This window comes from Psychrobacillus sp. FSL K6-2836 (assembly GCF_038003085.1).
Lineage (GTDB): Bacteria > Bacillota > Bacilli > Bacillales_A > Planococcaceae > Psychrobacillus.
On sequence record NZ_JBBOOM010000001.1, the window covers coordinates 592,841 to 616,263 of the forward strand.

Below are 23,423 nucleotides of genomic sequence, written 5' to 3' on the forward strand. Positions count from 1 at the left end.
ATTGATTGTAGTGAAAGGTGGCGACTCCGGCGGAATGAGGGAGACAGATGAACCATCACATCGACGCGCAAGCGACGGTGATGGTTCATCTCTCCCCTCGTGGAAAGCGTCCACCTGTTTCTTCATTGCTGCGCTAACTTCGAAACATTAAAGTACGATGTAACGGAAATCAGCAGGATTATTCATTCTCGAAAGTCGGATGAATCCCGTGTTCATACTACATTGTTTAAAGGCTTCCTATTTTTTAAGATAAAAAGGATTTCCCTCCGTATTCGGAAAGGAAATCCTTTATTCACATTAATATTCCATAATAATCGGGATGATCATCGGACGTCTTTTTGTTTGTTGGAATAAGTATGAATTTAGCGTATCACGGATTTCTTGTTTAATGTTTGTCCATTCAAACGTTTCTTTATTCACATATTTTTCAACAACTGTTCGAACTAGCTTAGCAGACTCGTCCATTAGCTCCTCTGACTCACGAACATAGACAAATCCTCTCGAAAGAATTTCTGGACCAGAAGCAATCTTCTTCTGTGCTCGATTTAACGTGACCACTACAATAAATATACCATCTTGTGAAAGTAGCTTACGATCGCGTAGAACAATATTGCCCACATCGCCAACACCAATTCCATCGATTAGTACGTTTCCTGCTTGAACTCGACCACTCATTCTCATTTTACCGCTCTTATACTCTACAATATCCCCTTTATCGGCAATGAAGATTTCCGATTTGGACATTCCAGTTGCTTGAGCCAATTTTGAATGGGCCATCAACATGCGATATTCCCCTTGAATTGGTATAAAGAACTTGGGTTTTGTTAAGTTCAACATCATTTTCAAATCTTCTTGACTTCCGTGGCCGGATACATGGACATTTTTTTCGGAAGTTAATACTTTCGCTCCAACTTTTGCAATTTGGTTCATCGTATTATACATTCCTACTTCCATACCAGGAGAAGGAGTAAAAGTGATTAAGACAGTATCTGTATCTTTGATTTTAATATCTTTATGGTGTTTACGAATCATTTTTTCTAGTGCTTCTAACGGCTCACCTTGCGTACCAGATACAATAACGACAATTTTCTCATCATCGTGTTTTGAGATTTCTTTGATAGAAATAATTGTATCCTCTTCTACATTGAAATAACCTAGGTCTAAACCAATTTCAAAGATATTTTCTAAGCTTTTACCTGCAATCGCAACTTTTTTACCTGTTTCAATCGCTTTGTCAATCACTTGTTGAATACGGATGAAGTTTGATGCATATAGAGCAACTAGAATACGACCTTTAGAAGCGTGGAATGTTTCTGACAATTGGTTTTCAATTACTGCTTCTGAAGTTGTATAACCTGGTCTTTCTGCTTCAGTTGAATCGGATAAAAGAATAAATACACCATCTTCTCCAAGTCCTGCAATTTTCGCTATATCTGGACGATATTTTCCTTTAGCCGATTGATCAAACTTAAATTCCCCGGTATGGACAATTGCACCTTCAGACGTATGGAACACGATACCAAGCGAATCTGGTATACTATGTGTCGTATGGAAAAAGGTTACATATGTTCCTTGGAAATTCATACGGCTTTTATTTGTTACTTCAAAAAATTTGACTGGTTGCTTAGTCGGCAACGCTTTTAAATGGGTCTTTGCCAAAGCTATTGTCAATTTAGAACCATATACTGGTGCTTGTACTTTTTGAAGTAAATAAGAAATTGATCCAATCGCATCTTCGTGACCATGCGTTAAAAAGATTCCTTTTACTCGATCTTTATTTTCCACTAAATACGTAATGTCCGGAATAACAATATCTATTCCTAGCATTTCGTTTTCTGGGAACATTAACCCACTATCTACGACAAATATTTCTTCATCTATTTCTACTACATACATTGCTTTTCCGATTTCCCCAACTCCACCGAGCGGTATAATTCGAATAAGTTCATTTTTTACTTTTACCAAATCTTTTCCTCCTATAAATCAATTGCTCCTCGGCGTTGTGCCCAGATTTTGAATTGTGCTTAGGCCTGCTTGATGCAGGTCAGTTAACCAACGTCATGTATACGACATTTTTTAAGCTAACAACATTCTAAGATCCGTTCAAAATCTGTGACATCCTCCGGAGGCTTAACCTTTCAGCTAGTGCTAGTACTCACTGAATTGTTATTACATATTAGTATTAATCTCTCCGCTTTTGTCAGTAGTGAGAGATATCTATTCCTACGTTAACTTGCTCATTTTTTTGCTGAAGAAGTTAACCCGACCAACATCCACTAATTTTCATTATATCGGACGTCAACGATTCACACAAATAAAAAAAAGGCTGAAATAGGAAATCTTCAGCCTTTCCGCCAAAATTATTTAGTATTCAAGTATTGTTCCCAAATTATATCAAATTCCCGTTTTTCATTTTCGGCCATTTCAACAAGAGGTAGTCGTAAGTTACCCGCTTCAATTCCCACCTTAGAAAGTGCATATTTTACAACGATCGGATTGGGATGTTTAAATAACGCCTGTATTATCGGCAATAATGATTGATGAATTCGTGCAGCCTCCGAATGATTACCATTCTGAAAAGCTACAATCATTTTCTTCATATCATTTCCAACAATATGAGAAGCAACCGAAACTATACCGGAGCCTCCAATTGCTAGTAATGGAAGAGTGAGTGAATCATCTCCACTATATACTTCTAAATCACCTTTTGTTTTAGTCATAATTCTAGTCATCTGATCTAAATTGCCACTAGCTTCTTTTAGAAATTTAATAGTTGGAATTTGACTTAACGTTACAACTGTTTCCAACTCCATATTTATTACTGAACGACTTGGAATATTGTAAACGATAATTGGTAAAGTTGTTGCATTTGCAATAGTTGCAAAGTGGGCAATCAACCCTCGTTGATTTGGTTTATTGTAATATGGTGTGACGATCATTAGTCCATTTACTCCTAAAGCCTCAGCCTTTAGAGATAAGTCAACAGATGCTGCTGTATTATTACTTCCTGTACCTGCAATAACAGGAACTCTATTATTCACTTTTTCAACAACGAATTTCAGCAAATTTAGTTTTTCTTCTGTTGATAGAGTAGGAGATTCTCCTGTTGTTCCGCTAATGACAAGGGAATCAGTCCCTGTCGCAAGTAAATGTTCGATTAATAATTCTACCTGTGCATAATTGATAGAACCGTCTGTTTGAAATGGGGTAACCATTGCCGTAGCAATAGAACCTATATTCATTTTTACACCTCTTTTAATATACCTTCAGAAATAAGCGCTTCTGCAATTTGTATAGAGTTAAGTGCTGCACCCTTCAATAAATTATCTGAAACAATCCACATATGAAAACCTTTATCATTCGAAGGATCTTTTCTTAAACGTCCTACAAATACATCGTCCTTATCCTCAGCGTAATATGGCATAGGGTACAGTTGTTGATCAGGAGCATCCTGCAAGGTAATACCTTTAGTATCTGAAAGAAGTTGTTTTACCTGTTCAAGAGTGACGTTCTCTTGTTCTACTTCGATATATACAGATTCAGAATGTCCCGTCACAACCGGTACCCTTACACATGTAGCTGCGATTGCAAGATTTGGTAATGACATAATTTTTTTCGTTTCATTCATCATTTTATGTTCCTCAAATGTAAAACCATCTTCGGTGAATATATCAATTTGAGGGATTACATTTCCTGCAATAGGATAATGTTTTTCAGCACTTTTCACTGGTAAAATTTCTGGTTTTGGCTGTTTGTTTTTTATACCTTCGCTTTGAGTTATCAATTCACTAATTGCGGCTGCTCCAGCACCCGATACTGCTTGATAGGTAGAAACGATAACTTTGTTTAAACCAAATTTCTGTCTAATAGGTTCAAGTGCGCAAACCATCTGAATAGTAGAACAATTCGGATTAGCAATAATCCCAGTTTGTTCATGCAACGCTTGTTTATTTACTTCTGGAACGATTAGCGGCGTATCTTTATCCATTCGGAAGGCACTTGTATTATCAATAACTATTGCACCTCTATTACTAGCTTCTTTTGCTAAAGCTTTAGATATAGAACCACCAGCTGAGAAAAATGCTATGTCAACACCTTCAAAAGCCTCAGGTGTCGCTTCTTCAATTGTATAAGAGTTCTTATTTACTTCTACTTGTTTACCTGCTGATTTTTTGGAAGCTAATAATTTTAATGTTGTATAAGGAAAACTTCTTTCTACCAATTTTTCGATAATTTTTTGACCGACTGCACCTGTCGCTCCTACTATTGCTACTGTATAACCCTGTGACATGAAAAGCTCTCCTCCTAGACCTATGCTATTTTTTGATATTGTATTATATTATACATGAAAATACATCTTCATCAATATTTATAATTTATGAGTAATAAGTAGAGGCTGTAATTGTTGGAATTGAATTGCGTGTTCTACCGTTGGAACTATTTTCGCAAAGTCAGCGATGAGTGAGTTTGGTTTGTTATGAGGATTATCTTGGCCGAAGGGGATAAAGTATATATTTTTAGTAGAAAGTAGTTTCATAATGTTCATGCCATTCAATCCTAATGCATCATTCGTGGATATTCCGAGCACTACCGGTTTACCATTTCGCAATGTAGCTTTTGCTGCCATTAGCACTGGCGAATCTGTTTGGGCGTTGGCCAGCTTACTGATAGAATTTCCAGTCATCGGAGCAATCACCATACAATCCAATGGATTGGTAGGACCAAATGGTTCTGCCTCTACAATTTTTGATACTACTTTACTACCACTTGCCTCTTCTATTTTCTGTATCCATTCCTCACCTGTTCCAAAACGAGTTGCTGCAGTTAATACAGAATACGTAATAATAGGAACTACAGTTGCTCCTAGTTCCGTAAACTGTTTAATCATTGGGATAACTTCTTCATAGGTACAATGAGAAGCAGTTATTCCTAATCCTATTCGAAGATCTTTTAACACTATTTTTCCCCCTCCAGTAAAGCCAGTTGAGATTGCACAGCCTTTGCTATTAAATATCCCGCATCTTTAGGGAAATACAAGCCTGGTAAGCTAGTAGAATGTTTATAATTTGTAGGGATCGAATCGGCTGACTCGAGTAGACATCCTGGATTTGAAGCTAGATCATACACTTTTTTAAATCTAGTCGTATCGGAAGGACTAAGCCATCTATATGGAATGGTATTAATCAGATAGGTCGAGAGTGAATCTTGATTTTTAACTACATGCTCAAATTGCTCTATCTGATACCCATAGCTTTTTGCTTCAAATAACTGGTGATCAGAACGAACCGAGATAACTACCTCGGCACCTAAATGATGCAGAGCAAAAGCCAGTCTTTTTCCTACTCTTCCGTAGCCTGTAATGATGAATTTTTTGTTATAAATTGATTCGTTTTCGCTTCTATAAAAGTTATTGATGAATCCCTCTGCTGTAAGATTTGCATTTTCCCAAATCCACTGTTCATCCTCTAAATAATAAAAAGCATGGACCTGGCTATTTTGTATTTCTTGTTCAATTTGCATATTCTTTTTTCCAACGAAAAGGAGAAGACATGACTCTGGCAAAACGAAAGAACTTTCTATTTGTAATGGTGGTATAGGTAAAAAGATAATGGTAGGCTGAAAATCGATTATTGCAGCTTTAAGTTCTTCCGTCCAAATCATCGTTGGAAATATTTTCACATCTAGTAAGTTATCTAATGTTTCCTTTAAAAACGGTAGACGGGCATCTGTACCTATAATTGCACATTTTTTTTTCACGAATATTCACTATTTCCAATTTCATTGTTTGCTTCATTAAACAGGATTCTATCTTTTCCAATAAGAATAATTTCTTCCCATGCAATAAATTCCTTTTTCTTGCCAGACTTATTGCCTTGAAAAAAAGATCCTGTTTTTTGAAAAACCTCGAACCCTTCAATCTTCCCATTCTCAGGATTGAAGAGTAATTCAGTGTCTGCTAGTTTGCCATATCTTGCCCCGTCCTTAACTTGGATAAGTTCTTTTTCTGCAAGTTCCGAAAGTAACAATCATTCTCCCCCTTATTGATTTCTATTTATATATATGCCATTTCACCGTACAAAGTGAATTTTAAAAAATACAGATGCCCTTTAAGGTCAAAACCTGTATCTATTGTTTCCGGAGAGCTTTTGACAGAACTTATTGCTATATTATTAACGAGTTGTTTTTTAGGAAAAACCGGGCAAAAGACTCCAGATCCTTAAAGTTCAAAACCTGTTTCTATCGTTTTCGAAGGGCTTTGGACAGACCTTTTGCTATATGATTACCGAGTGAAATTTTAGGGATGCTAGTTGGTTGTGACCTCCGTCACAACCAACTAGCATCCCTTTTTTCGGTAATCTTATGGCGTTTGTCTATCTGTCGCCCTCCTACAACTCTTAGAAACAGGTAAGTGCATTTTTGGATAACTAGAGAAAAGATACTATACTATTTATAGTAGAAGCTCTCGAAGATGCAATTTCGTTCGCTATTTCGCTTCTTCATTAGGTAAACACTTACTATTTCTCTATACTTCCACTTGTATAATAGAAATTCTACTTCCATCATCTCTTATCAAATAATGGCATCTCTAATTCAACAGCGATTACAAATGGTTTTATCACACTCTAAAATTTGACCAACCTTATCATCTAAGTGATAAGCTATGCTAAATCTTCCAGTTGGGTACTACACACTGAATTATTGTAGTGAAAGGTGGCGACTCCAGCAGGATGAGTGAGACAGATAAGCCATCACATGCGAACGCGCAAGCGGCGGTGATGGCTTATCGCTCACCCCACGGAGACCAACAGGATGTTGGTCACGAAGGCGTTGCCACATGATGTGGCGCACTTAGCCTTTGTACCCCACCTGAAACGGAAATCAGCTGTTTTATTCATTCTTTAAAGTCCCATGAAACCAGTGTTCATATTACCATTTTATATAGTTATTTCATTAAAAAAAGACGATCATTTTTGATCGACTTTTGGTTTGATGATGGATACGGCAGGTTTGTGAGAAAATGTCTCTGCAGCAAGATCCATTACTGATTGTAATGTGACTTCATCAATTGATTCACTTACTTCATCTAATGAACGATGTTCTCCGTAGAGTAATTCATTTTTACCGTTACGGCTCATCCGAGCATTGGAACTTTCTAAACCAAGGAGTAAATTACCTTTTAGTTGCTCTTTTGCATTGGAAACTTCTGTTTCTGTAAACCCTTTTTCAAGGACTGATTGTATCGTTTGCTGAATAGACTCTGATAATTCCTCTAATTGATTGCTTGAGGTACCACCATAAATAGCAAGTGCCCCTGTATCTTCATAGGAAGAATGATAAGAATAGATAGAGTAAGCAAGACCTTTTTCTTCTCTGATTTCTTGGAAAAGCCTAGATGACATACTACCGCCCAAAATATTGTTCATCACTACTAGGCTATAAATATTATCAGCTTTTACACTTAAACTTGGATAAGCTATACAAAGATGTGCTTGCTCTGTCTCTCGAAAGTTTTCCACATGCACTGCTTTCAATTTTGGAGTTGCCACATGTATATTTTCATTATTTTTTTGGTCTAATCGACTAAATAATGTTTCGATATGCTGAATTAATCCTTCAGGAATATTACCTGCAACTGAAATGACAACATTTTCTGGAGTATAATGTTTTTTCATGTAAGCAAGAATTGTTTCTTTTGTGAAACTATTCAATGTTTCCTCTGTTCCTAAAATAGGTGACCCTAGAGGATCATTTTCATACATCGCTTGCCATAAATATTCGTGAACGATATCATCTGGTGTGTCTTCTACCATATTTATCTCTTCTAGAACAACCTGTCTTTCTTTCTCTATTTCATTTGCATCAAATTGAGAATGGAAAAACATATCTGCCAGTATTTCTACTGCATGTTCTGCATGATGATCCAATACTTTTGCATAGTAGCACGTATTTTCTTTAGATGTGAAGGCATTTATATTTCCACCAATGCGATCGAATTCTTCTGCAATTTGCTTTGCTGTTCTAGTTTCAGTTCCTTTAAATAGCATATGTTCAATGAAATGAGTTAAGCCATTTTCTTCTGGCAGCTCATATCTTGACCCAGCTTGCACCCAAATCCCCACAGCTACAGAACGTACATATGGGATATGCTCAGACACAATTCGAAGTCCATTATTACATGTAATTTTGTTTATCAAATTAACACCTCTGTCTATTCTATTCGACTATTTAAAAAGGTTGCCGTAGCTACATGGCTACGGTCAACCTTTTATGTCGTGCTGATGTAATTGCTTATTTGTTTTCTTGTTGTTCAGCGCGTTCTTTTTCTTCTTTAATTACAACTTTACGAGATAAATTTACTCGACCTTGATTGTCGATTTCGATTACCTTCACTAGTAGCTCATCACCTAATTTAAGGACATCTTCGACATTTTTCGTACGTTCTTCTTGAATTTCCGAAATATGCAATAAGCCATCCTTGCCAGTGAATATTTCTACGAAGGCACCGAATTTTTCAATTCGTTTTACTTTTCCTAGGTAGTATTCGCCAACTTGGGCAACTCGTACAATGTTTTCGATAATTTCTTTAGCGCGTGCAATCATATCTTCATCGGCTGAAGCAATATAAATTGTACCGTCTTGCTCTGTATCAATTTTTACGCCGGTTTCATCAATGATTTTATTAATTTGTTTACCACCTGGTCCAATTACATCACGGATTTTATCCGGATTAATCTTAATAACGACAATCTTAGGAGCATATTTTGACAACTTCTCACGTGGGTCAGAAATTGTTGCAAGCATGCTTTCTAAAATTTGCATACGTCCAATTTTTGCTTGTTCAAGCGCTTCTTCCAGAATTGATCTTGATAGTCCATCAATTTTAATATCCATTTGAAGTGCTGTAATTCCTTTAGACGTACCAGCTACTTTAAAGTCCATATCTCCAAGATGATCTTCCATTCCTTGAATATCCGTTAAAATAGTATAGTTTTCGCCTTTTTTCACAAGTCCCATTGCAATACCTGCAACTGGTGCTTTTAGAGGAACACCTGCATCCATCATAGCTAGCGTAGACGCACAAATACTAGCTTGTGATGTAGAACCATTCGATTCTAATACTTCTGCTACTAAGCGAAGTGTATATGGGAAATCGGCTTCATCCGGAATAACTGCTTCTAAAGCACGTTCTCCTAATGCACCATGTCCAATTTCACGACGACCCGGAGCACGAATAGGACCAGTTTCTCCAACACTAAATTGTGGGAAGTTATAATGATGCATAAAGCGTTTCGTTTCTTCTAGACCAATACCGTCGATGATTTGAACATCACCTAAAGGTCCTAAAGTACATACACTTAAAGCTTGTGTTTGACCACGTGTAAACAATCCAGAACCATGTGTTCTAGGTAATACTCCAACTTCTGAAGATAATGGGCGGATTTCTGCAACTCCACGACCATCAGGACGGATTTTGTCTTCTGTAATCAAACGACGAACTTCGTCTTTTACCATTGCGTCTAAAATTTCACGCACTTGCTTCAACGTTTCGTCCGTTGCTTCTTTTTCTGTATATTGTTCTAAAACTTCTGTTTTTACTTCCGTAATAGCATCTTCGCGAGCATGTTTTTCTTGAACTTGAATTGCTTGTACAAGTTTTGCTTCACAAATGCCCTTCACTTCTTCGAAAAGTACTTTATCTAACTCAAATAGAGGAATATCTTTTTTCGCTTTACCAACTTCAGCTACCACTTTTTCTTGGAATTCAATTAACTTGATAATTTCATTATGACCGAACATAATCGCTTCAAGCACTGTTTCCTCTGAAACTTCTTTTGCTCCAGCTTCAACCATGTTGATAGCGTCTTTTGTTCCAGCAACAGTAAGGTCTAGAGTACTCTTCTCCATTTGCTCAACTGTAGGATTAATAATTAGTTCTTCACCAATTAAGCCTACTTGTGCTCCCGCAATTGGGCCATCAAATGGGATATCTGAAACACTAAGCGCTAAAGATGAACCTAACATTGCAGCCATTTCAGATGAACAGTTTTGATCAACGGACATAACGATTGAAATAACTTGCACCTCGTTACGGAATCCATCTGGGAATAAGGGACGAATAGGACGGTCAATCAAACGACTAGTTAAGATTGCTCGTTCCGAAGGACGTCCTTCACGTTTAATAAATCCACCTGGAATTTTACCTACAGCATATAATTTTTCCTCATAGTTCACTGTTAATGGGAAGAAATCTAAATTCTTAGGATTTTTAGATGCAGTTGCTACAGATAATACAGTTGTATCACCATATCTTACTAATACTGCTCCGTTCGCTTGTTTTGCAAGTTGTCCTATCTCTACTTGCAACGGGCGTCCTGCCCATTCGTACGTAAATACTTTCTTTTCACTCATGTAATCTGGACTCCTCTCGACTTCAAAAACTCCTTAAAAAAAGGGTATATATTGGTTATATGTATCATAAGTAGTGTATCAAAAATCTTTAAACTATGCGAAGTTTTTTATGCAAAAGAAAAAGCGGGATAAATCCCGCTTTCCTAAATCGAAGCTTATCGACGTAAACCAAGTTTTGCGATTAGATCACGGTAACGTGATACTTCGTTTTCACGTAAGTATTTTAACAAGTTACGACGACGTCCAACCATTTTGAATAGACCACGACGTGAGTGATGATCTTTCTTATGAGTACGTAAATGTTCGTTTAAAGAGTTAATCTCTTCTGTAAGAATTGCGATTTGAATATCAGCAGATCCAGTATCACTTTCGTGAGTTCTGTACTCAGCGATTAATTCATTTTTGCGTTCTTGTGTAATTGCCATGTTGTTTTCCTCCTAAAATTCTAGTTATCCCCTAATCCTGAGCAATCGTTGGAGAATCGAAAAAGCCAAGGAAAGGTTAAGTACGGTATTGTACTTATAAAGATTATCATAAATAGATTGTTGAAGCAACTAATTAGTAAGTGACGAGATCGAATTATTCTTTTAAAAACAAAGTAAAAACGATCCTCTAAAAATACAAATGTAGATAGGCCATTGATTTCCGCTCCGAGCGGACACTTTCCGTGAGCACGACTTCAACCGCTTCCCTTGCTCCTGCGCAAAGCTCGTCGCAAAAAAAGATTTTCGCTATGCTCAGTCCAGGGTCTTCAGCTCGCGCTGTTCCCACAGTAGTCGCCGCTCTGCGCTCCAATTAACTAGGTTCACTTTATATAAAAAATAATTGGATATAAAACCACCTACATATACGTGTTCTATCTTTAAATAAGTAAGGATGAAATGGACTCAGATAAAAGAAAAACCACTTACTTTGTTCATTATAAAATTGTATACCTAATCAAGCGGGCGGTTTAATCCCTATAATAATTCTGATTACTTTTATTATCTTAGGGATATGCTTTGACCTATCTCAGAGTGTAGAACTACACTTTATTTTGATTGGAGTGCAAGGTGGCGACTCCAGCGGGATAAGCGAGTAAGTCGAGACCCCGCAGGGAGCGTAGCGAACGAGGAGGCTCGGCCTCGCCCACGGAAAGCGCCCACCTGAAACGGAAATCAGTAGTATGAATCATTCTTTTAAGAACCAGAACACAGTGTACATGGGGCACTTTTTTTATTTCTTTTAAAAAGCTACCGAAATTAATCTCCGGTAGCCATCTATAATTATTCATTTTCATTTTTAAAGAACTCGATTGCAACTTGCTTGTCTTTTCCGATTTGTTCTTTTAATTCTTCAATTCCATTGAACTTTTGTTCTGATCTAATGCGCTTATGCCAAAGGACCGTTACTTCTTCACCATAAATAGATTGATCAAAGTTAAAAATATGTACTTCAATTGAAAGTTTTTTCTCTTCGGGATTATTAAATGTTGGTTTATAGCCTACATTACATACACCTTCATGCCAAGTCTCCTGAACGCAAATTTTAACTGCATACACCCCAATTGCAGGTGTAAATTGTCCTTCGGTTGGTTCGACATTTGCCGTGGGAAAGTTTATAGTTCTGCCTCTTTTGTCTCCATGGATAACTACTCCTGTTAACTTAAAGGGTCTACCTAATAATTCTCTTACTCGCTCCATATTACCGACAGTTAGCTCTGCTCTAATACGAGTGGAGCTAATCTTATCACCAACGAGCTCTTTTTTATCTACGACTGATACGGAATATTTCCCTTCTGAAAGAAGTTCCATATCCTTCATCGTTCCTTTTCCAAAAGCACCAAATGAGAAGTCAAAGCCGGCAGTGACATGTTTCACATTTGTTTGGTTTATAAAGAATTCTATAAACTTTTCTGGAGTTAGCTTTGCAAAATCGGATGTAAACCGAACAACAAAAACGGCATCTACACCTAAGCTTTTCAATATTTCAATTTTTTCTTGAATGGGTGTAATATAAAATACTTTTTCTTTTCTTCCACCAAGCACTAATGAAGGATGAGGATCAAATGTCATTACCGCTGTTTTGATATTCAACTCTTTTCCTTTATCTGCAGCTTCCTTAATGACTGCTTGATGCCCTATATGAACACCGTCAAAAAAACCAATTGCTAAGGAATATGATTCATTTGTATGATTGGTATATAAATGGTTTGGATAGGATAAGTGATATACGTTCATATTAATCTCCTTTTTCAGATGAAAACATTTTTTCTGGTTTCATCATACCACTTTTTGTTGGATGTTTAATATAAACTGCAATTGGATTCTCCAGTAGTTCATATACAATTTTCTCATTCTCAGCCAACAATGGGTGGATTTCCACTACTTGCCCGTTCGTAATACTTTTTTTGTTTTCATCATTGACTTCAAGTGTTGGCCAAGCGGATAATGCTTCTCTTAAGGGGAGTAGCGTATCTGACAAAGCATGTTCATCTACAGCTTCCTGTACATCGGCTAAAGTTAAACATTGAGCTTGAGTAAAGCTTCCGGAAGCAGTTCTGACCAAAGAAGACATATGTGCCGGATATCCAAGAAGTTCTCCAATTTGAACTGCGAGGGTACGGATATAGGTTCCTTTTCCACAGTCAATTTCTATATTGAACGCAACTTCCTGTCCTGAAAAAATAGCTTTATCGTCCAGTAAATCAATATTGTGAATCGTCACTTTTCTACTTGGACGTTCCACTTCTTTTCCTTCACGGGCATATTCATATAGTTTTTTCCCATTCACCTTGACTGCAGAATACATCGGGGGTATTTGAGTAATTTCTCCTGTCAGCTCAGCTAATACTTCTAAAATCTTTGCTCGGGAAAAAGATTTTGGAGTTAAGTCATTTTCTACAATATCACCATCTGCATCTTCAGTGGTCGTTGATGTACCAATAGATATAGTAGCTACATACGTTTTCCCTTGATCCATTATGTATTCAGACACCTTTGTCGCTTGTCCTAAACAAATGGGTAAAACTCCTTCAACGCTAGGATCCAGTGTTCCTGTATGACCAATTCGTTTCATTTTAAGGATTTTTCTAAGTTTAAATACACAATCATGTGAGGTCATTCCTTTTTCTTTCCATAAAGGCAATATTCCTTCGTACATGCATTTCACCTCCGGTATACATAACAAAGAAGTCTGCTTCAATAAATAAGCAGACTTCTTTGTTTGTTTTATTACTCAGATGGTTTATTAATTTGTCTTAATAAATCATCTATACGATTACCATAAGCTGCAGATTCATCATATTCAAAGATTAGTTCAGGCGTGATACGTAAGCGAATACGCTGTCCTATTTCAGAACGAATAAACCCTTTCGCTTTTTCTAAAGCTTTTAAAGTATCAGCTCGGTTTCCATCAAGCACAGTAATGTAAATCGTCGCTTGTTGTAAATCACCAGTTACAGCTACATCTGTGACAGTGATAAAACCAATACGTGGATCCTTTAACTTTCGTCCGATGATTTCGCCCAACTCTTTTTTCATTTGTTCAGCAACTCGGTTAGCACGCATTGACATGATCGCTACACCTCATTTTCTTTTATAAATATTCCTTATTTATATTAATGCATTCCCATTCAGGATTAGATTCTAAGAAACGGATCGCGTTCATAAGTTCTCGTTCAGCTGCATCTTTTTGGGATGCAATTGCAACAATTCCAATAGTTGTATGCTGCCACGTATTTTGATGGTCTAATTCTGAAATAGAAACATTATACTTTTGTTTTGTTCTCGTGAGCATTCGTTGAAGAACTGCTCGTTTTTCTTTCAAAGAATGTGCAGTGGGAATGAGAAATTCGCAGTCTGCATATACAATCATTATCGTTTAATTTCTTCCATTATAAACGCTTCTACGATATCGCCTTCTTTGATATCATTGAAGTTTTTAATCGTGATACCACATTCATATCCTTTAGCAACTTCTTTTGCATCATCTTTGAAGCGTTTTAGCGTATCAAGTTCCCCTTCAAAAATAACAATTCCGTCACGAATCACACGAACACCACTATCTCTTGAAATCTTACCTTCCGTTACGTAAGAACCAGCAATCGTACCAACTTTAGATACTTTGAAAGTTTCACGAACCTCCGCTTGACCGATAATTTTCTCTTGGAATTCAGGGTCTAGTAGTCCCTTCATAGCAAATTCGATTTCTTCGATTACTTTATAAATAATACGGTGTAAACGAATATCTACGCCTTCTTGATCGGCCATACGTTTAGCATTTGTATCCGGTCGAACGTTGAATCCGATAACAATTGCATTTGATGCAGCTGCTAAGCTAATATCTGATTCCGTAATAGCACCTGCTCCAGTATGAATGATGCGAACATTTACGCCTTCTACATCTATTTTCATTAAGGAAGCAGCCATCGCTTCAACAGTTCCTTGAACGTCTGCTTTTACGATTAAGTTTAACTCTTTCATTTCCCCTTGTTTCATTTGATCAAATAAATTGTCCAATGTTACACGAGTTTTTTCTGAGCGCTGAGTAACTTGTGCTTCTGATGCACGAGATTCTCCAACTTGACGAGCTGTTTTTTCATCTTCAAATACAACAAAGCGATCTCCAGCTTGTGGCACTTCGTTTAAGCCTGTTATTTCAACTGGTGTAGATGGACCTGCCTCTTTCACACGACGACCAAGGTCATTAACCATTGCTCTTACGCGTCCGAATGCATGACCAACAACGATAGGATCTCCAACTTTTAACGTACCATCTTGAACTAGTAATGTGGCAACAGAACCTCTACCTTTATCAAGTTGAGCTTCAATTACAGTTCCTAATGCAAGGCGTTTTGGATTTGCTTTTAACTCTCCAACTTCAGAAACAAGTAATACCATTTCTAATAAATTGTCGATTCCTTCACCTTTTAATGCTGAAATTGGTACGAAGATAGTTTCTCCACCCCATGCTTCAGGAACTAAACCATGCTCTGTTAACTCTTGCATAACACGATCTGGGTTAGCCGACGGTTTATCCATTTTGTTTACTGCAACGATAATAGGCACCTCAGCTGCTTTAGCGTGGTTAATAGCTTCTACCGTTTGAGGCATAACACCATCATCTGCTGCAACTACAAGAATCGTGATATCCGTAATTTTCGCACCACGTGCACGCATTGTAGTAAATGCAGCATGTCCTGGTGTATCTAAGAACGTAATCTTTTTGTCATTATCTACTATCTGGTAGGCACCGATATGTTGCGTAATACCGCCTGCTTCCCCAGCAGTTACTTTTGTATGACGAATGGAGTCAAGAAGCGTTGTTTTACCATGGTCAACGTGCCCCATAATTGTAACTACTGGTGGACGCTCCGATTGATTAGTACTGTCTTCTGGAGTAGGATCGAAGTGAACCTCCAAATCAGTAATATCGATTCGAATTTCTTCTTCCACTTCTACACCATAGTCTGCACAAATAAGTTCGATTGCATCCTTATCTAACACTTGGTTTATTGTTGCCATAACGCCAAGTAGGAATAGTTTTTTGATAATCTCTGCCGGTTCACGACCGATTTTTTTCGAAAGTTCTAGAACCGTTAAAGAATCGGTAAACGTAATTTTCGCTGGAAGTTCGCGTTCTTTTCTTGGCACTGGTGGCTGAACTGGTGTAGTAGGGCCTTTTCTACGCTTTTGGAATTTTTGACCTGGTCTATTACCACCTGGACGATTTTGCCCACCCGGACGATAAGCACCACCTGGAGCTTTGTTATTAGTGAATGTTTTTTTAGGTTGGTTATTTGTACCTTGTGTACTACTACCTTGAGTATTGCTTCCTGAAGTAGCAGGTTTTGTATTCGATTGGTTAGACGGTCTTGATTGTCCTTGTGACGCAGATCTTTGTTGACCTTGATTGGATGGTCTAGACTGTCCTTGTGAAGTTGATCTTTGTTGACCTTGGCTTGCAGGTCTTGATTGATTTTGTTGACCTTGACTTGCAGGTCTTGATTGATTTTGTTGACCTTGACTTGCAGGTCTTGATTGATTTTGTTGTGCTGGTTTTGCAGATGTTTGAGCAGGTTTGTTTGTTTGTTGCGATGACTTTTTATAGATACCATCAAGTTTGCTGATAGCATCTCCTTCAAGTGTAGACATATGATTCGTTACTTGAATATTCATCTTTCCTAGTTGCTCAATAACTTCTTTACTCGATTTATCTATTTGTTTCGCGTATTCATGAACTCTGATTTTAGTCATTAGCTCACCCCCGGTTATATTCGTTGAGAAGGCCGGACAGTTTTTTAGCGAAACCGTCATCCATAATGGCTATTGCCACCCTGGCCTCTTTTCCCGTCGCATGTCCGAGATCGTGCCGGTCTCCAAAGACATGCAGCTCAACGTTAAAAGATGCACATTTATCATTAATTTTTTTTGCCGTATTCTTAGAAGCATCATTCGATAAAACAACTAGTTTTGCCTTTTTGCTTCTTATTTCTTTTACTACTAATTCTTCACCAGTTATTGTTTTTCTTGCTCGAGTCGCTAAACCCAATAGATTAGATATTTGTTCTTCTAATGTCATTTGAGTTTTTCTCTTTCAATAATAACGATTAACTGATCATATATTTCATTTGGAATTGGTGCTTCTAAATGAGTGCCTAATGAATTTTTCTTTTTCGCTTGGTTTACCGCTTCGATAGATTTAGATACATAAGCACCACGACCTGATTTTTTTCCTGTTAGGTCCACGGAAACTTCTCCTTCTTTCGAACGGACTATACGAATCATTTCTTTTTTCGGAAACATTTCACCAGTAGCAACACATTTACGTAACGGTATTTTCTTTTGAACCGCCATACATAATCACCATCCTTGCTTATTCTTCTTCTTTGTAAAAATCGAAATCATCCAATTCCTCTTCATCCAAGTTTTCTATTATAAGCTGTGGAGAATTTTCATTTGGATAAATGCCAAGTTCTCTAGCATCTGTTTCACTTTTAATATCAATCTTCCAACCAGTCAGTTTTGCAGCAAGACGAGCATTTTGACCTCTCTTACCAATTGCAAGAGACAACTGATAATCCGGAACTACAACGGTTGTGGATTTTTCTTCTTCATTTACTTGAACGTCGATTACTTTAGAAGGACTTAGCGCATTTGCGACAAACACTACAGGATCTTCAGACCATTCAACTATGTCAATTTTCTCTCCACTTAACTCATTCACAATTGTTTGAACTCGAGCTCCTTTTGCACCAACACATGAACCGACTGGATCAATTTCATCATTATGTGCAAAAACGGAAATCTTAGAGCGGTCCCCTGCTTCACGAGCAATTGACTTAATCTCGACAATACCTTCAAAGATTTCTGGTACTTCCATTTCAAACAAGCGACGAAGTAAGCCAGGATGTGTTCTAGAAACGAATACTTGTGGACCACGTGTTGTGCGTTCTACTTTCGTAATATACACTTTGATACGTTCATGCGGTCGGTATGTCTCTGTTTGAATTTGCTCATTTGCAGGTAATACTGCCTCAACTTTTCCTAATCCCACGTATATATTCCGTGCATCTAAACGTTCAACGATACCATTTACGATATCATCTTCACGATCCACATATTCTTCGTAAATCAGACCACGTTCAGCTTCACGTACACGTTGAGTTACAACTTGTTTAGCTGTTTGAGCTGCAATACGTCCAAAATTACGTGGAGTTACTTCCTCTTCCACTACATCACCAATTGCGTAGTGTGGGTTTATAACGCGCGCATCTTCTAAAGAAATTTGCAAACGATCGTCCGCTACTTCTTCTACTACATCTTTTCTTGAATAAACCAGCATAGTACCAGTAGCTAAGTTAATATCCACTCGAACATTTTGGGCTTGGTTAAAATTTCTTTTGTATGCTGTCACTAAAGCAGCTTCAATTGCTTCTATTAAAACATCTCTTGAAATTCCCTTTTGTTGCTCGAGCGCAGTTAACGCATCTAATAATTCACTACTCACTGCTTTCACTCCTCCATATACGTTATGCAGAGAAATCAATTGCTAAACGAGCAAGTGCAATTTTCTCTTTTTCAATTTGAATTTTTACTCTTCTAGTTTTAACTCGTACTTCGATTAATGCGCCTTCTTCTATTGAATAAGAAAGTAATGTCCCTTCAAATTCCTTTGCCCCGTTCACTGGTTCGTATGTTTTGATATAAACATACTTGCCAATCGCTTTTGTGAAGTCATCATCTTTTTTCAAAGGTCGTTCTGCTCCAGGAGAAGAAACCTCTAAGAAGTAATTTTCCGATATTGGATCCTCTACATCTAGCTTTTCACTTAACTTTTCACTAACTTGAGCGCATTGTTCAATATCAATACCGCCAGCTGGGGTATCAATATAAATACGTAAAAACCAATCTCGGCCTTCTTTTACATATTCTATATCTACAAGATCTAAATTTAACTCTTGTAGAATAGGCGATACAAGTTCTTCAATTTTACTTGTAATATTACTCATATAAGCCTCCTACACAACAATGATTTTCTATATAACAACAGAAAAGAGCGGGAAATCCCACTCTTTCGTCACAGAACTATGAAACATTGGTAGTTTTATATTACCATACATCATGTAGCCTTGCAAATTTCCTACTAAAACAGAGATAGCTGATTGGCATCAGGTAAGCCTTCTAAACAGCCCATCGCATCCATATATTCGATGATTGTTTTCGATACTTTACCTCTTTGCTGAAGGTCTTCCTTCGATAAAAATTCGCCATCAATTCTTGCTTTAGCAATTTGAAAAGCAACATTTGTACCTAATCCTGGTATCGAATTAAAAGGAGGAATTAACGTATTTCCTTCAATTATAAATTCATTGGCATGTGATTTGTATAAATCTACTTTTTGTATTTTTATACCTCTTTCGGTCATTTCAAGCGCAATCTCTAGGACTGTCAATAAACTCTTTTCTTTTGGAGAGGCTTCCAAACCTTTCGCGTTTATTTCATCTAATTTAGCACGAATTGTTTGAGAACCATTTACCATAGAGATTAAGTCAAAATCTGATGCCCTTACTGTCAAATACGCTGCATAATATAGTATGGGGTAATGAACTTTAAAATATGCAATACGAACTGCCATTAAAACATACGCGGCAGCATGGGCTTTCGGGAACATGTATTTAATCTTTTTGCAGGATTCAATATACCAATTGGCAACTCCCTGCTTCTTCATCTCCGCTTCAAATTCCGGAGTTAACCCTTTACCTTTACGAACTGATTCCATTATTTTAAATGCCAAGGAAGGATCTAACCCTTGATAGATCAAATAAACCATAATATCATCACGACATCCAATTACATCAGAAAGCTGACAGGTGCCTGCTTGGATAAGCTCCTGTGCATTTCCAAGCCATACATCCGTTCCATGCGATAACCCAGATATTTGGACTAACTCAGAAAATGTAGATGGCTTTGTTTCTTCTAGCATTTGACGAACAAATCTAGTTCCGAATTCCGGAATTCCTAATGTACCTGTTTTACAGTCAATTTGCTCTTCCGTTACACCTAACGATGCCGTTCCACTGAAAATCTTCATAACTTCTGGATCATCTGTAGGAATCGTTTTAGGATCAATTCCTGATAAATCTTGAAGCATGCGAATAACAGTAGGATCATCATGCCCCAGAATATCTAGTTTTAGTAAATTATCATGGATGGAATGGAAATCAAAATGGGTCGTTTTCCATTCGGAGTCCTGTGCATCTGCCGGAAACTGAATCGGTGTGAAGTCATATATATCCATGTAGTCTGGTACAACAATTATACCACCTGGATGCTGACCAGTGTTTCGCTTAACCCCAGTACAGCCCTGTACTAAACGATCGATTTCCGCACCACGAAGAGCTATATTATTATCATTCATATAGCCTCTGACATATCCATAGGCTGTTTTTTCAGCTACGGTTCCAATTGTACCAGCACGAAATACATAATCCTCACCGAATAATTCCTTCGTATAGTTATGTGCAATAGGTTGATACTCACCGCTAAAGTTTAAATCTATATCGGGTACTTTATCTCCTTTGAATCCTAGGAAAGTTTCAAACGGAATATCTTGTCCATCTTTTACATAAGGAGTATCACATTTAATACAATTTTTGTTTGGTAAGTCGAAGCCAGAACCAACTGACCCGTCCTGGAAAAACTCTGAATGTTGACAACTAGGACATACATAATGAGGTGGTAACGGGTTTACTTCTGTAATTTCAGTCATTGTTGCTACAAGAGAAGAACCTACCGACCCCCTTGAACCAACCAAATAACCATCATTTAATGATTTTTTTACTAATTTATGAGATATCAAATAAATAACAGCAAAACCATGACCAATAATGGATTTTAACTCTTTCTCAATTCGTGCTTCAACTATTTCAGGCAATTCTTCCCCATAGATTTCTTTAGCTTTAGAATAAGTAAGAGTTCTTACTTCCTCATCTGCTCCTTCAATCTTAGGTGTATATAAATCATCTTTTATCGGTTTAATGTCTTCAAGTGAATCTGCAATTTTTTGAGGATTAGTAATTACAATCTCTTTTGCCAGGTCTTCTCCAAGAAACGCAAAGGCATCCAACATTTCATTGGTCGTACGGAAATGTACTTTAGGTAGCCCATGACGATTTAGTGGATTGGCCCCACCTTGTGAGTTTACTAGTATTTTTCTAAAAATAGCGTCATTTTCATGTAAGTAATGCACATTACCGGTCGCTGCAACTGGTAAATTTAATTTTTTACCTAGTTTAATCATTTTACGGATGATATCTTCTAAATTCCATTCATCTCTAACTAATTCTGCCTCGATTAAATGCGCATATACCTCTTTTGGATGTATTTCTAAGTAATCGTAAAACTGAGCAATCTCTTCTACTTGCTCTAATGGTTTTTGCATAAGACCTTCAAAAACCTCCCCTTTATCGCATCCTGATCCAATAATTAGTCCTTCTCTATGCTTTTGCAGCACTGATCTTTTTAATCTTGGTACACGATAGAAGGTAGTAGTATGAGCAAGTGACACTAATTTGAATAGATTTTTTAACCCTGTTTCATTTTTAGCTAAGATTGTGCAATGGGTAGGTCTAGCCCGTTTAAAGGAATCACCTTGTCCAATATGCTTGTTAAAATCATCGTGATACTCTATTTTATGTTCCTCTGCTTCTTTTAATAAATGAAGCAATAAATAACCTGTTGCCTCACAGTCAAAGATTGCTCGATGGGCTTGTGTCAGCTCAATATTGAATTTTTTAGTTAGCGTGCCAAGACGATGAGATTTCATCTCTGGATGCAAAAACCGAGCAAGCTCCAAAGTATCAATAACAGGGTGATTAAAATGATCTATACCCGTTCTGCGATATCCCTCGTATAAGAAGCCCATATCAAATGATGCATTATGCGCAACAATTATGCCATCTCCAATAAACTCGTAAAAGTCTTTAATAACCTGTTCTATCTCAGGTGCATTTCGAACCATATCGTCTGTAATTCCAGTTAACTCGATAGTTGTTGCTGAAAGTGCATGGTGCGGATTTACAAAACGTTCAAATTTATCGATTATATTACCATTTTGCATTTTTACAGCTGCCAATTCGATTATTTTATCGTAGGTGGCAGATAAACCTGTAGTTTCGACGTCAAATACTATATATATTGCATCTTCTAACGCAGTATGCTGCTCATCATAAGCAATAGGAACCCCGTCATGTACAAGATTCGCTTCTAAACCATACAAAATTTTTATACCATTCTTTTTCCCAGCAGCATATGCCTCTGGAAAAGACTGCAAATTAGCATGATCTGTAATGGCAATCGCTTTATGTCCCCATTTAGCCGCTTGCGAAACTAAGGATGAAACAGAGGAAACAGCGTCCATTTGACTCATCGGCGTATGAAGATGTAGCTCCACTCGTTTTTCTTTCGCTGTATCCATACGGACCATCGGGTTTATCTCGTTCATATCTTGTGCCATGATGATTAAATCCCGTACAAATGTATCGTTTTGCACCGAACCTCTAACCTTTATCCACATACCCTTTTGCAGTCGTTCCATCATTTGAGCGTCTTCTTTATCTCTAGAGAACATCTTCACTAATATGGAATCTGTATAATCGGTAACTTTCGCAGTCAGAAGAGAACGACCGCTTCGCAATTCTTTAACCTCTACATCGAATACAAAGCCTTCAATCGTTACTCTACGTTCTTCATCTTGGATTGTTTTTATGTCAATAATAGGCTCATCTTTTTTAAGCGGCACCCCAAGTTGGAAAGGTCCATCTGCAATTTGGTCACCATTTTCCTGTCTATTTTGATCACGTTTTTGCATGTCTTCTAACGCTTTTTGACCAAGTTTTTCTTCCTCTAAACGGCGCTGTTCTAAAAATTCTAATTGCGCTTTAGCTATTGCTTCCGTATCTTCTACTAAACGGAAGTCAAATGCTATTTTCGGAAACCCAAACCCGACATAAACATCTGATAATTGTTCGATATATTTCTTTTTAAACGTTCGTAATTCAATTTCCTGACCACAGGTTAAATGAATCATCTGACCGTTCCATTCAGGCTGTTGTTTCAACAAGCGCTCTTTTAAAGGCGGAGCCATATCACTTAATTCTTTAAGAACCAACGGCCAATATTGGTTGATCAACTCCTGTGAAACATCTTTTCCCTCAGATTGAATAGTGAGCAATATATTAGCTATACCAGAGAACTTTTCAATTAGTCTTGTTTGAAAAATCGTAAATACATCTATTGGTAATATAGCCTGTAACTGAATTTGAAAATCCCATTGTCTATTTTTCTTATGTACCGTTAGTCGATCAATGGATGCATGTTCAAAGTGTTTAACGTAAGAATCCTCTGTTAGTTCAAGTTGTTGCAACAACAGGTGCATTCTCATTTTCCCGTCATCCATAGCTCGTATCCCTCCTTTTTATGTGTCCAGCTCCTGCGCCAAGCCCCTCGAGTCGTTTCAGAATGTCTGGGCTG

The 23,423-nt window shown here is 37.4% G+C and carries 19 protein-coding genes; all 19 read right to left on the reverse strand.

Going from position 1 to position 23,423, the window contains the following annotated elements; translation table 11 throughout:
- Positions 1-297: 297 nt before the first annotated feature.
- The 19 genes from MKY37_RS02940 to MKY37_RS03030 all read right to left on the reverse strand — a co-directional run bounded on the left by MKY37_RS02940 (position 298) and on the right by MKY37_RS03030 (position 23,349).
- Positions 298-1,965: a ribonuclease J gene (locus tag MKY37_RS02940; RefSeq protein ID WP_340773585.1), complete on the reverse strand. Its 1,668-nt coding sequence runs from the start codon at positions 1,963-1,965 to the stop codon at positions 298-300.
- A 395-nt stretch (positions 1,966-2,360) separates the two neighbouring features.
- Positions 2,361-3,242, reverse strand: coding sequence for a 4-hydroxy-tetrahydrodipicolinate synthase (dapA, locus tag MKY37_RS02945; RefSeq protein WP_340773587.1), 882 nt, complete (start codon positions 3,240-3,242; stop codon positions 2,361-2,363).
- A 2-nt stretch (positions 3,243-3,244) separates the two neighbouring features.
- Entirely contained in the window at positions 3,245-4,291 is a 1,047-nt protein-coding gene (locus tag MKY37_RS02950; protein WP_340773590.1) for an aspartate-semialdehyde dehydrogenase, read from the reverse strand.
- A 78-nt stretch (positions 4,292-4,369) separates the two neighbouring features.
- On the reverse strand, positions 4,370-4,957 hold the full coding sequence (locus tag MKY37_RS02955; protein WP_340773592.1) for a dipicolinate synthase subunit B: 588 nt from the start codon (positions 4,955-4,957) through the stop codon (positions 4,370-4,372).
- The gene (locus MKY37_RS02960) at positions 4,957-5,757 is read right to left on the reverse strand and encodes an NAD(P)-dependent oxidoreductase (RefSeq protein ID WP_340773594.1); all 801 of its coding nucleotides are present in this window, start codon (positions 5,755-5,757) and stop codon (positions 4,957-4,959) included. Before MKY37_RS02960 ends, MKY37_RS02955 begins: the two co-directional genes overlap by 1 nt.
- Positions 5,754-6,026: a YlmC/YmxH family sporulation protein gene (locus MKY37_RS02965; protein ID WP_340773596.1), complete on the reverse strand. Its 273-nt coding sequence runs from the start codon at positions 6,024-6,026 to the stop codon at positions 5,754-5,756. Before MKY37_RS02965 ends, MKY37_RS02960 begins: the two co-directional genes overlap by 4 nt.
- A gap of 939 nt (positions 6,027-6,965) precedes the next feature.
- Complete coding sequence (locus MKY37_RS02970; RefSeq protein WP_340773598.1) at positions 6,966-8,195, reverse strand: M16 family metallopeptidase; 1,230 nt, start codon at positions 8,193-8,195, stop codon at positions 6,966-6,968.
- 94 nt (positions 8,196-8,289) lie between these two features.
- Positions 8,290-10,410: a polyribonucleotide nucleotidyltransferase gene (gene pnp, locus MKY37_RS02975; RefSeq protein WP_340773600.1), complete on the reverse strand. Its 2,121-nt coding sequence runs from the start codon at positions 10,408-10,410 to the stop codon at positions 8,290-8,292.
- A 155-nt stretch (positions 10,411-10,565) separates the two neighbouring features.
- Entirely contained in the window at positions 10,566-10,835 is a 270-nt protein-coding gene (rpsO, locus tag MKY37_RS02980; RefSeq protein ID WP_090562453.1) for a 30S ribosomal protein S15, read from the reverse strand.
- A gap of 840 nt (positions 10,836-11,675) precedes the next feature.
- Positions 11,676-12,629: a riboflavin biosynthesis protein RibF gene (ribF, locus tag MKY37_RS02985; RefSeq protein WP_340773602.1), complete on the reverse strand. Its 954-nt coding sequence runs from the start codon at positions 12,627-12,629 to the stop codon at positions 11,676-11,678.
- A 1-nt stretch (position 12,630) separates the two neighbouring features.
- Positions 12,631-13,551, reverse strand: coding sequence for a tRNA pseudouridine(55) synthase TruB (gene truB, locus MKY37_RS02990; protein ID WP_340773604.1), 921 nt, complete (start codon positions 13,549-13,551; stop codon positions 12,631-12,633).
- A 71-nt stretch (positions 13,552-13,622) separates the two neighbouring features.
- Positions 13,623-13,964: a 30S ribosome-binding factor RbfA gene (rbfA, locus tag MKY37_RS02995; protein ID WP_269921274.1), complete on the reverse strand. Its 342-nt coding sequence runs from the start codon at positions 13,962-13,964 to the stop codon at positions 13,623-13,625.
- A 22-nt stretch (positions 13,965-13,986) separates the two neighbouring features.
- Positions 13,987-14,265 carry a DUF503 domain-containing protein gene (locus MKY37_RS03000; RefSeq protein WP_340773610.1) on the reverse strand — a complete coding sequence of 93 codons (279 nt, stop codon included), beginning with the start codon at positions 14,263-14,265 and terminating at the stop codon, positions 13,987-13,989.
- Positions 14,265-16,646 (reverse strand): translation initiation factor IF-2, encoded by a 2,382-nt coding sequence (infB, locus tag MKY37_RS03005; RefSeq protein ID WP_340773612.1) that lies wholly within the window; start codon positions 16,644-16,646, stop codon positions 14,265-14,267. Before infB ends, MKY37_RS03000 begins: the two co-directional genes overlap by 1 nt.
- A gap of 4 nt (positions 16,647-16,650) precedes the next feature.
- The gene (locus MKY37_RS03010; RefSeq protein WP_340773622.1) at positions 16,651-16,971 is read right to left on the reverse strand and encodes a YlxQ family RNA-binding protein; all 321 of its coding nucleotides are present in this window, start codon (positions 16,969-16,971) and stop codon (positions 16,651-16,653) included.
- Positions 16,968-17,246, reverse strand: coding sequence for an RNase P modulator RnpM (rnpM, locus tag MKY37_RS03015; RefSeq protein ID WP_090562476.1), 279 nt, complete (start codon positions 17,244-17,246; stop codon positions 16,968-16,970). The genes MKY37_RS03010 and rnpM overlap by 4 nt, the downstream gene beginning before the upstream one ends.
- Before the next feature lie 19 nt (positions 17,247-17,265).
- Positions 17,266-18,399: a transcription termination factor NusA gene (gene nusA / locus MKY37_RS03020; protein WP_090562479.1), complete on the reverse strand. Its 1,134-nt coding sequence runs from the start codon at positions 18,397-18,399 to the stop codon at positions 17,266-17,268.
- A 22-nt stretch (positions 18,400-18,421) separates the two neighbouring features.
- Positions 18,422-18,901: a ribosome maturation factor RimP gene (rimP, locus tag MKY37_RS03025; protein WP_340773627.1), complete on the reverse strand. Its 480-nt coding sequence runs from the start codon at positions 18,899-18,901 to the stop codon at positions 18,422-18,424.
- A 134-nt stretch (positions 18,902-19,035) separates the two neighbouring features.
- Complete coding sequence (locus MKY37_RS03030; RefSeq protein ID WP_340773629.1) at positions 19,036-23,349, reverse strand: PolC-type DNA polymerase III; 4,314 nt, start codon at positions 23,347-23,349, stop codon at positions 19,036-19,038.
- Positions 23,350-23,423 lie beyond the last annotated feature (74 nt).

What these genes read in the sequence shown, in the direction of transcription:
- dapA (WP_340773587.1), bottom strand. Translation starts at nt 3,242, where the DNA reads ATGAATATAGGTTCTATTGCTACGGCAATGGTTACCCCATTTCAAACA.
- MKY37_RS02950 (WP_340773590.1), bottom strand. Translation starts at nt 4,291, where the DNA reads ATGTCACAGGGTTATACAGTAGCAATAGTAGGAGCGACAGGTGCAGTC.
- pnp (WP_340773600.1), bottom strand. Translation starts at nt 10,410, where the DNA reads ATGAGTGAAAAGAAAGTATTTACGTACGAATGGGCAGGACGCCCGTTG.
- rpsO (WP_090562453.1), bottom strand. Translation starts at nt 10,835, where the DNA reads ATGGCAATTACACAAGAACGCAAAAATGAATTAATCGCTGAGTACAGA.
- ribF (WP_340773602.1), bottom strand. Translation starts at nt 12,629, where the DNA reads ATGAACGTATATCACTTATCCTATCCAAACCATTTATATACCAATCAT.
- truB (WP_340773604.1), bottom strand. Translation starts at nt 13,551, where the DNA reads ATGTACGAAGGAATATTGCCTTTATGGAAAGAAAAAGGAATGACCTCA.
- rbfA (WP_269921274.1), bottom strand. Translation starts at nt 13,964, where the DNA reads ATGTCAATGCGTGCTAACCGAGTTGCTGAACAAATGAAAAAAGAGTTG.
- MKY37_RS03000 (WP_340773610.1), bottom strand. Translation starts at nt 14,265, where the DNA reads ATGATTGTATATGCAGACTGCGAATTTCTCATTCCCACTGCACATTCT.
- infB (WP_340773612.1), bottom strand. Translation starts at nt 16,646, where the DNA reads ATGACTAAAATCAGAGTTCATGAATACGCGAAACAAATAGATAAATCG.
- MKY37_RS03010 (WP_340773622.1), bottom strand. Translation starts at nt 16,971, where the DNA reads ATGACATTAGAAGAACAAATATCTAATCTATTGGGTTTAGCGACTCGA.
- rnpM (WP_090562476.1), bottom strand. Translation starts at nt 17,246, where the DNA reads ATGGCGGTTCAAAAGAAAATACCGTTACGTAAATGTGTTGCTACTGGT.
- rimP (WP_340773627.1), bottom strand. Translation starts at nt 18,901, where the DNA reads ATGAGTAATATTACAAGTAAAATTGAAGAACTTGTATCGCCTATTCTA.
- MKY37_RS03030 (WP_340773629.1), bottom strand. Translation starts at nt 23,349, where the DNA reads ATGGATGACGGGAAAATGAGAATGCACCTGTTGTTGCAACAACTTGAA.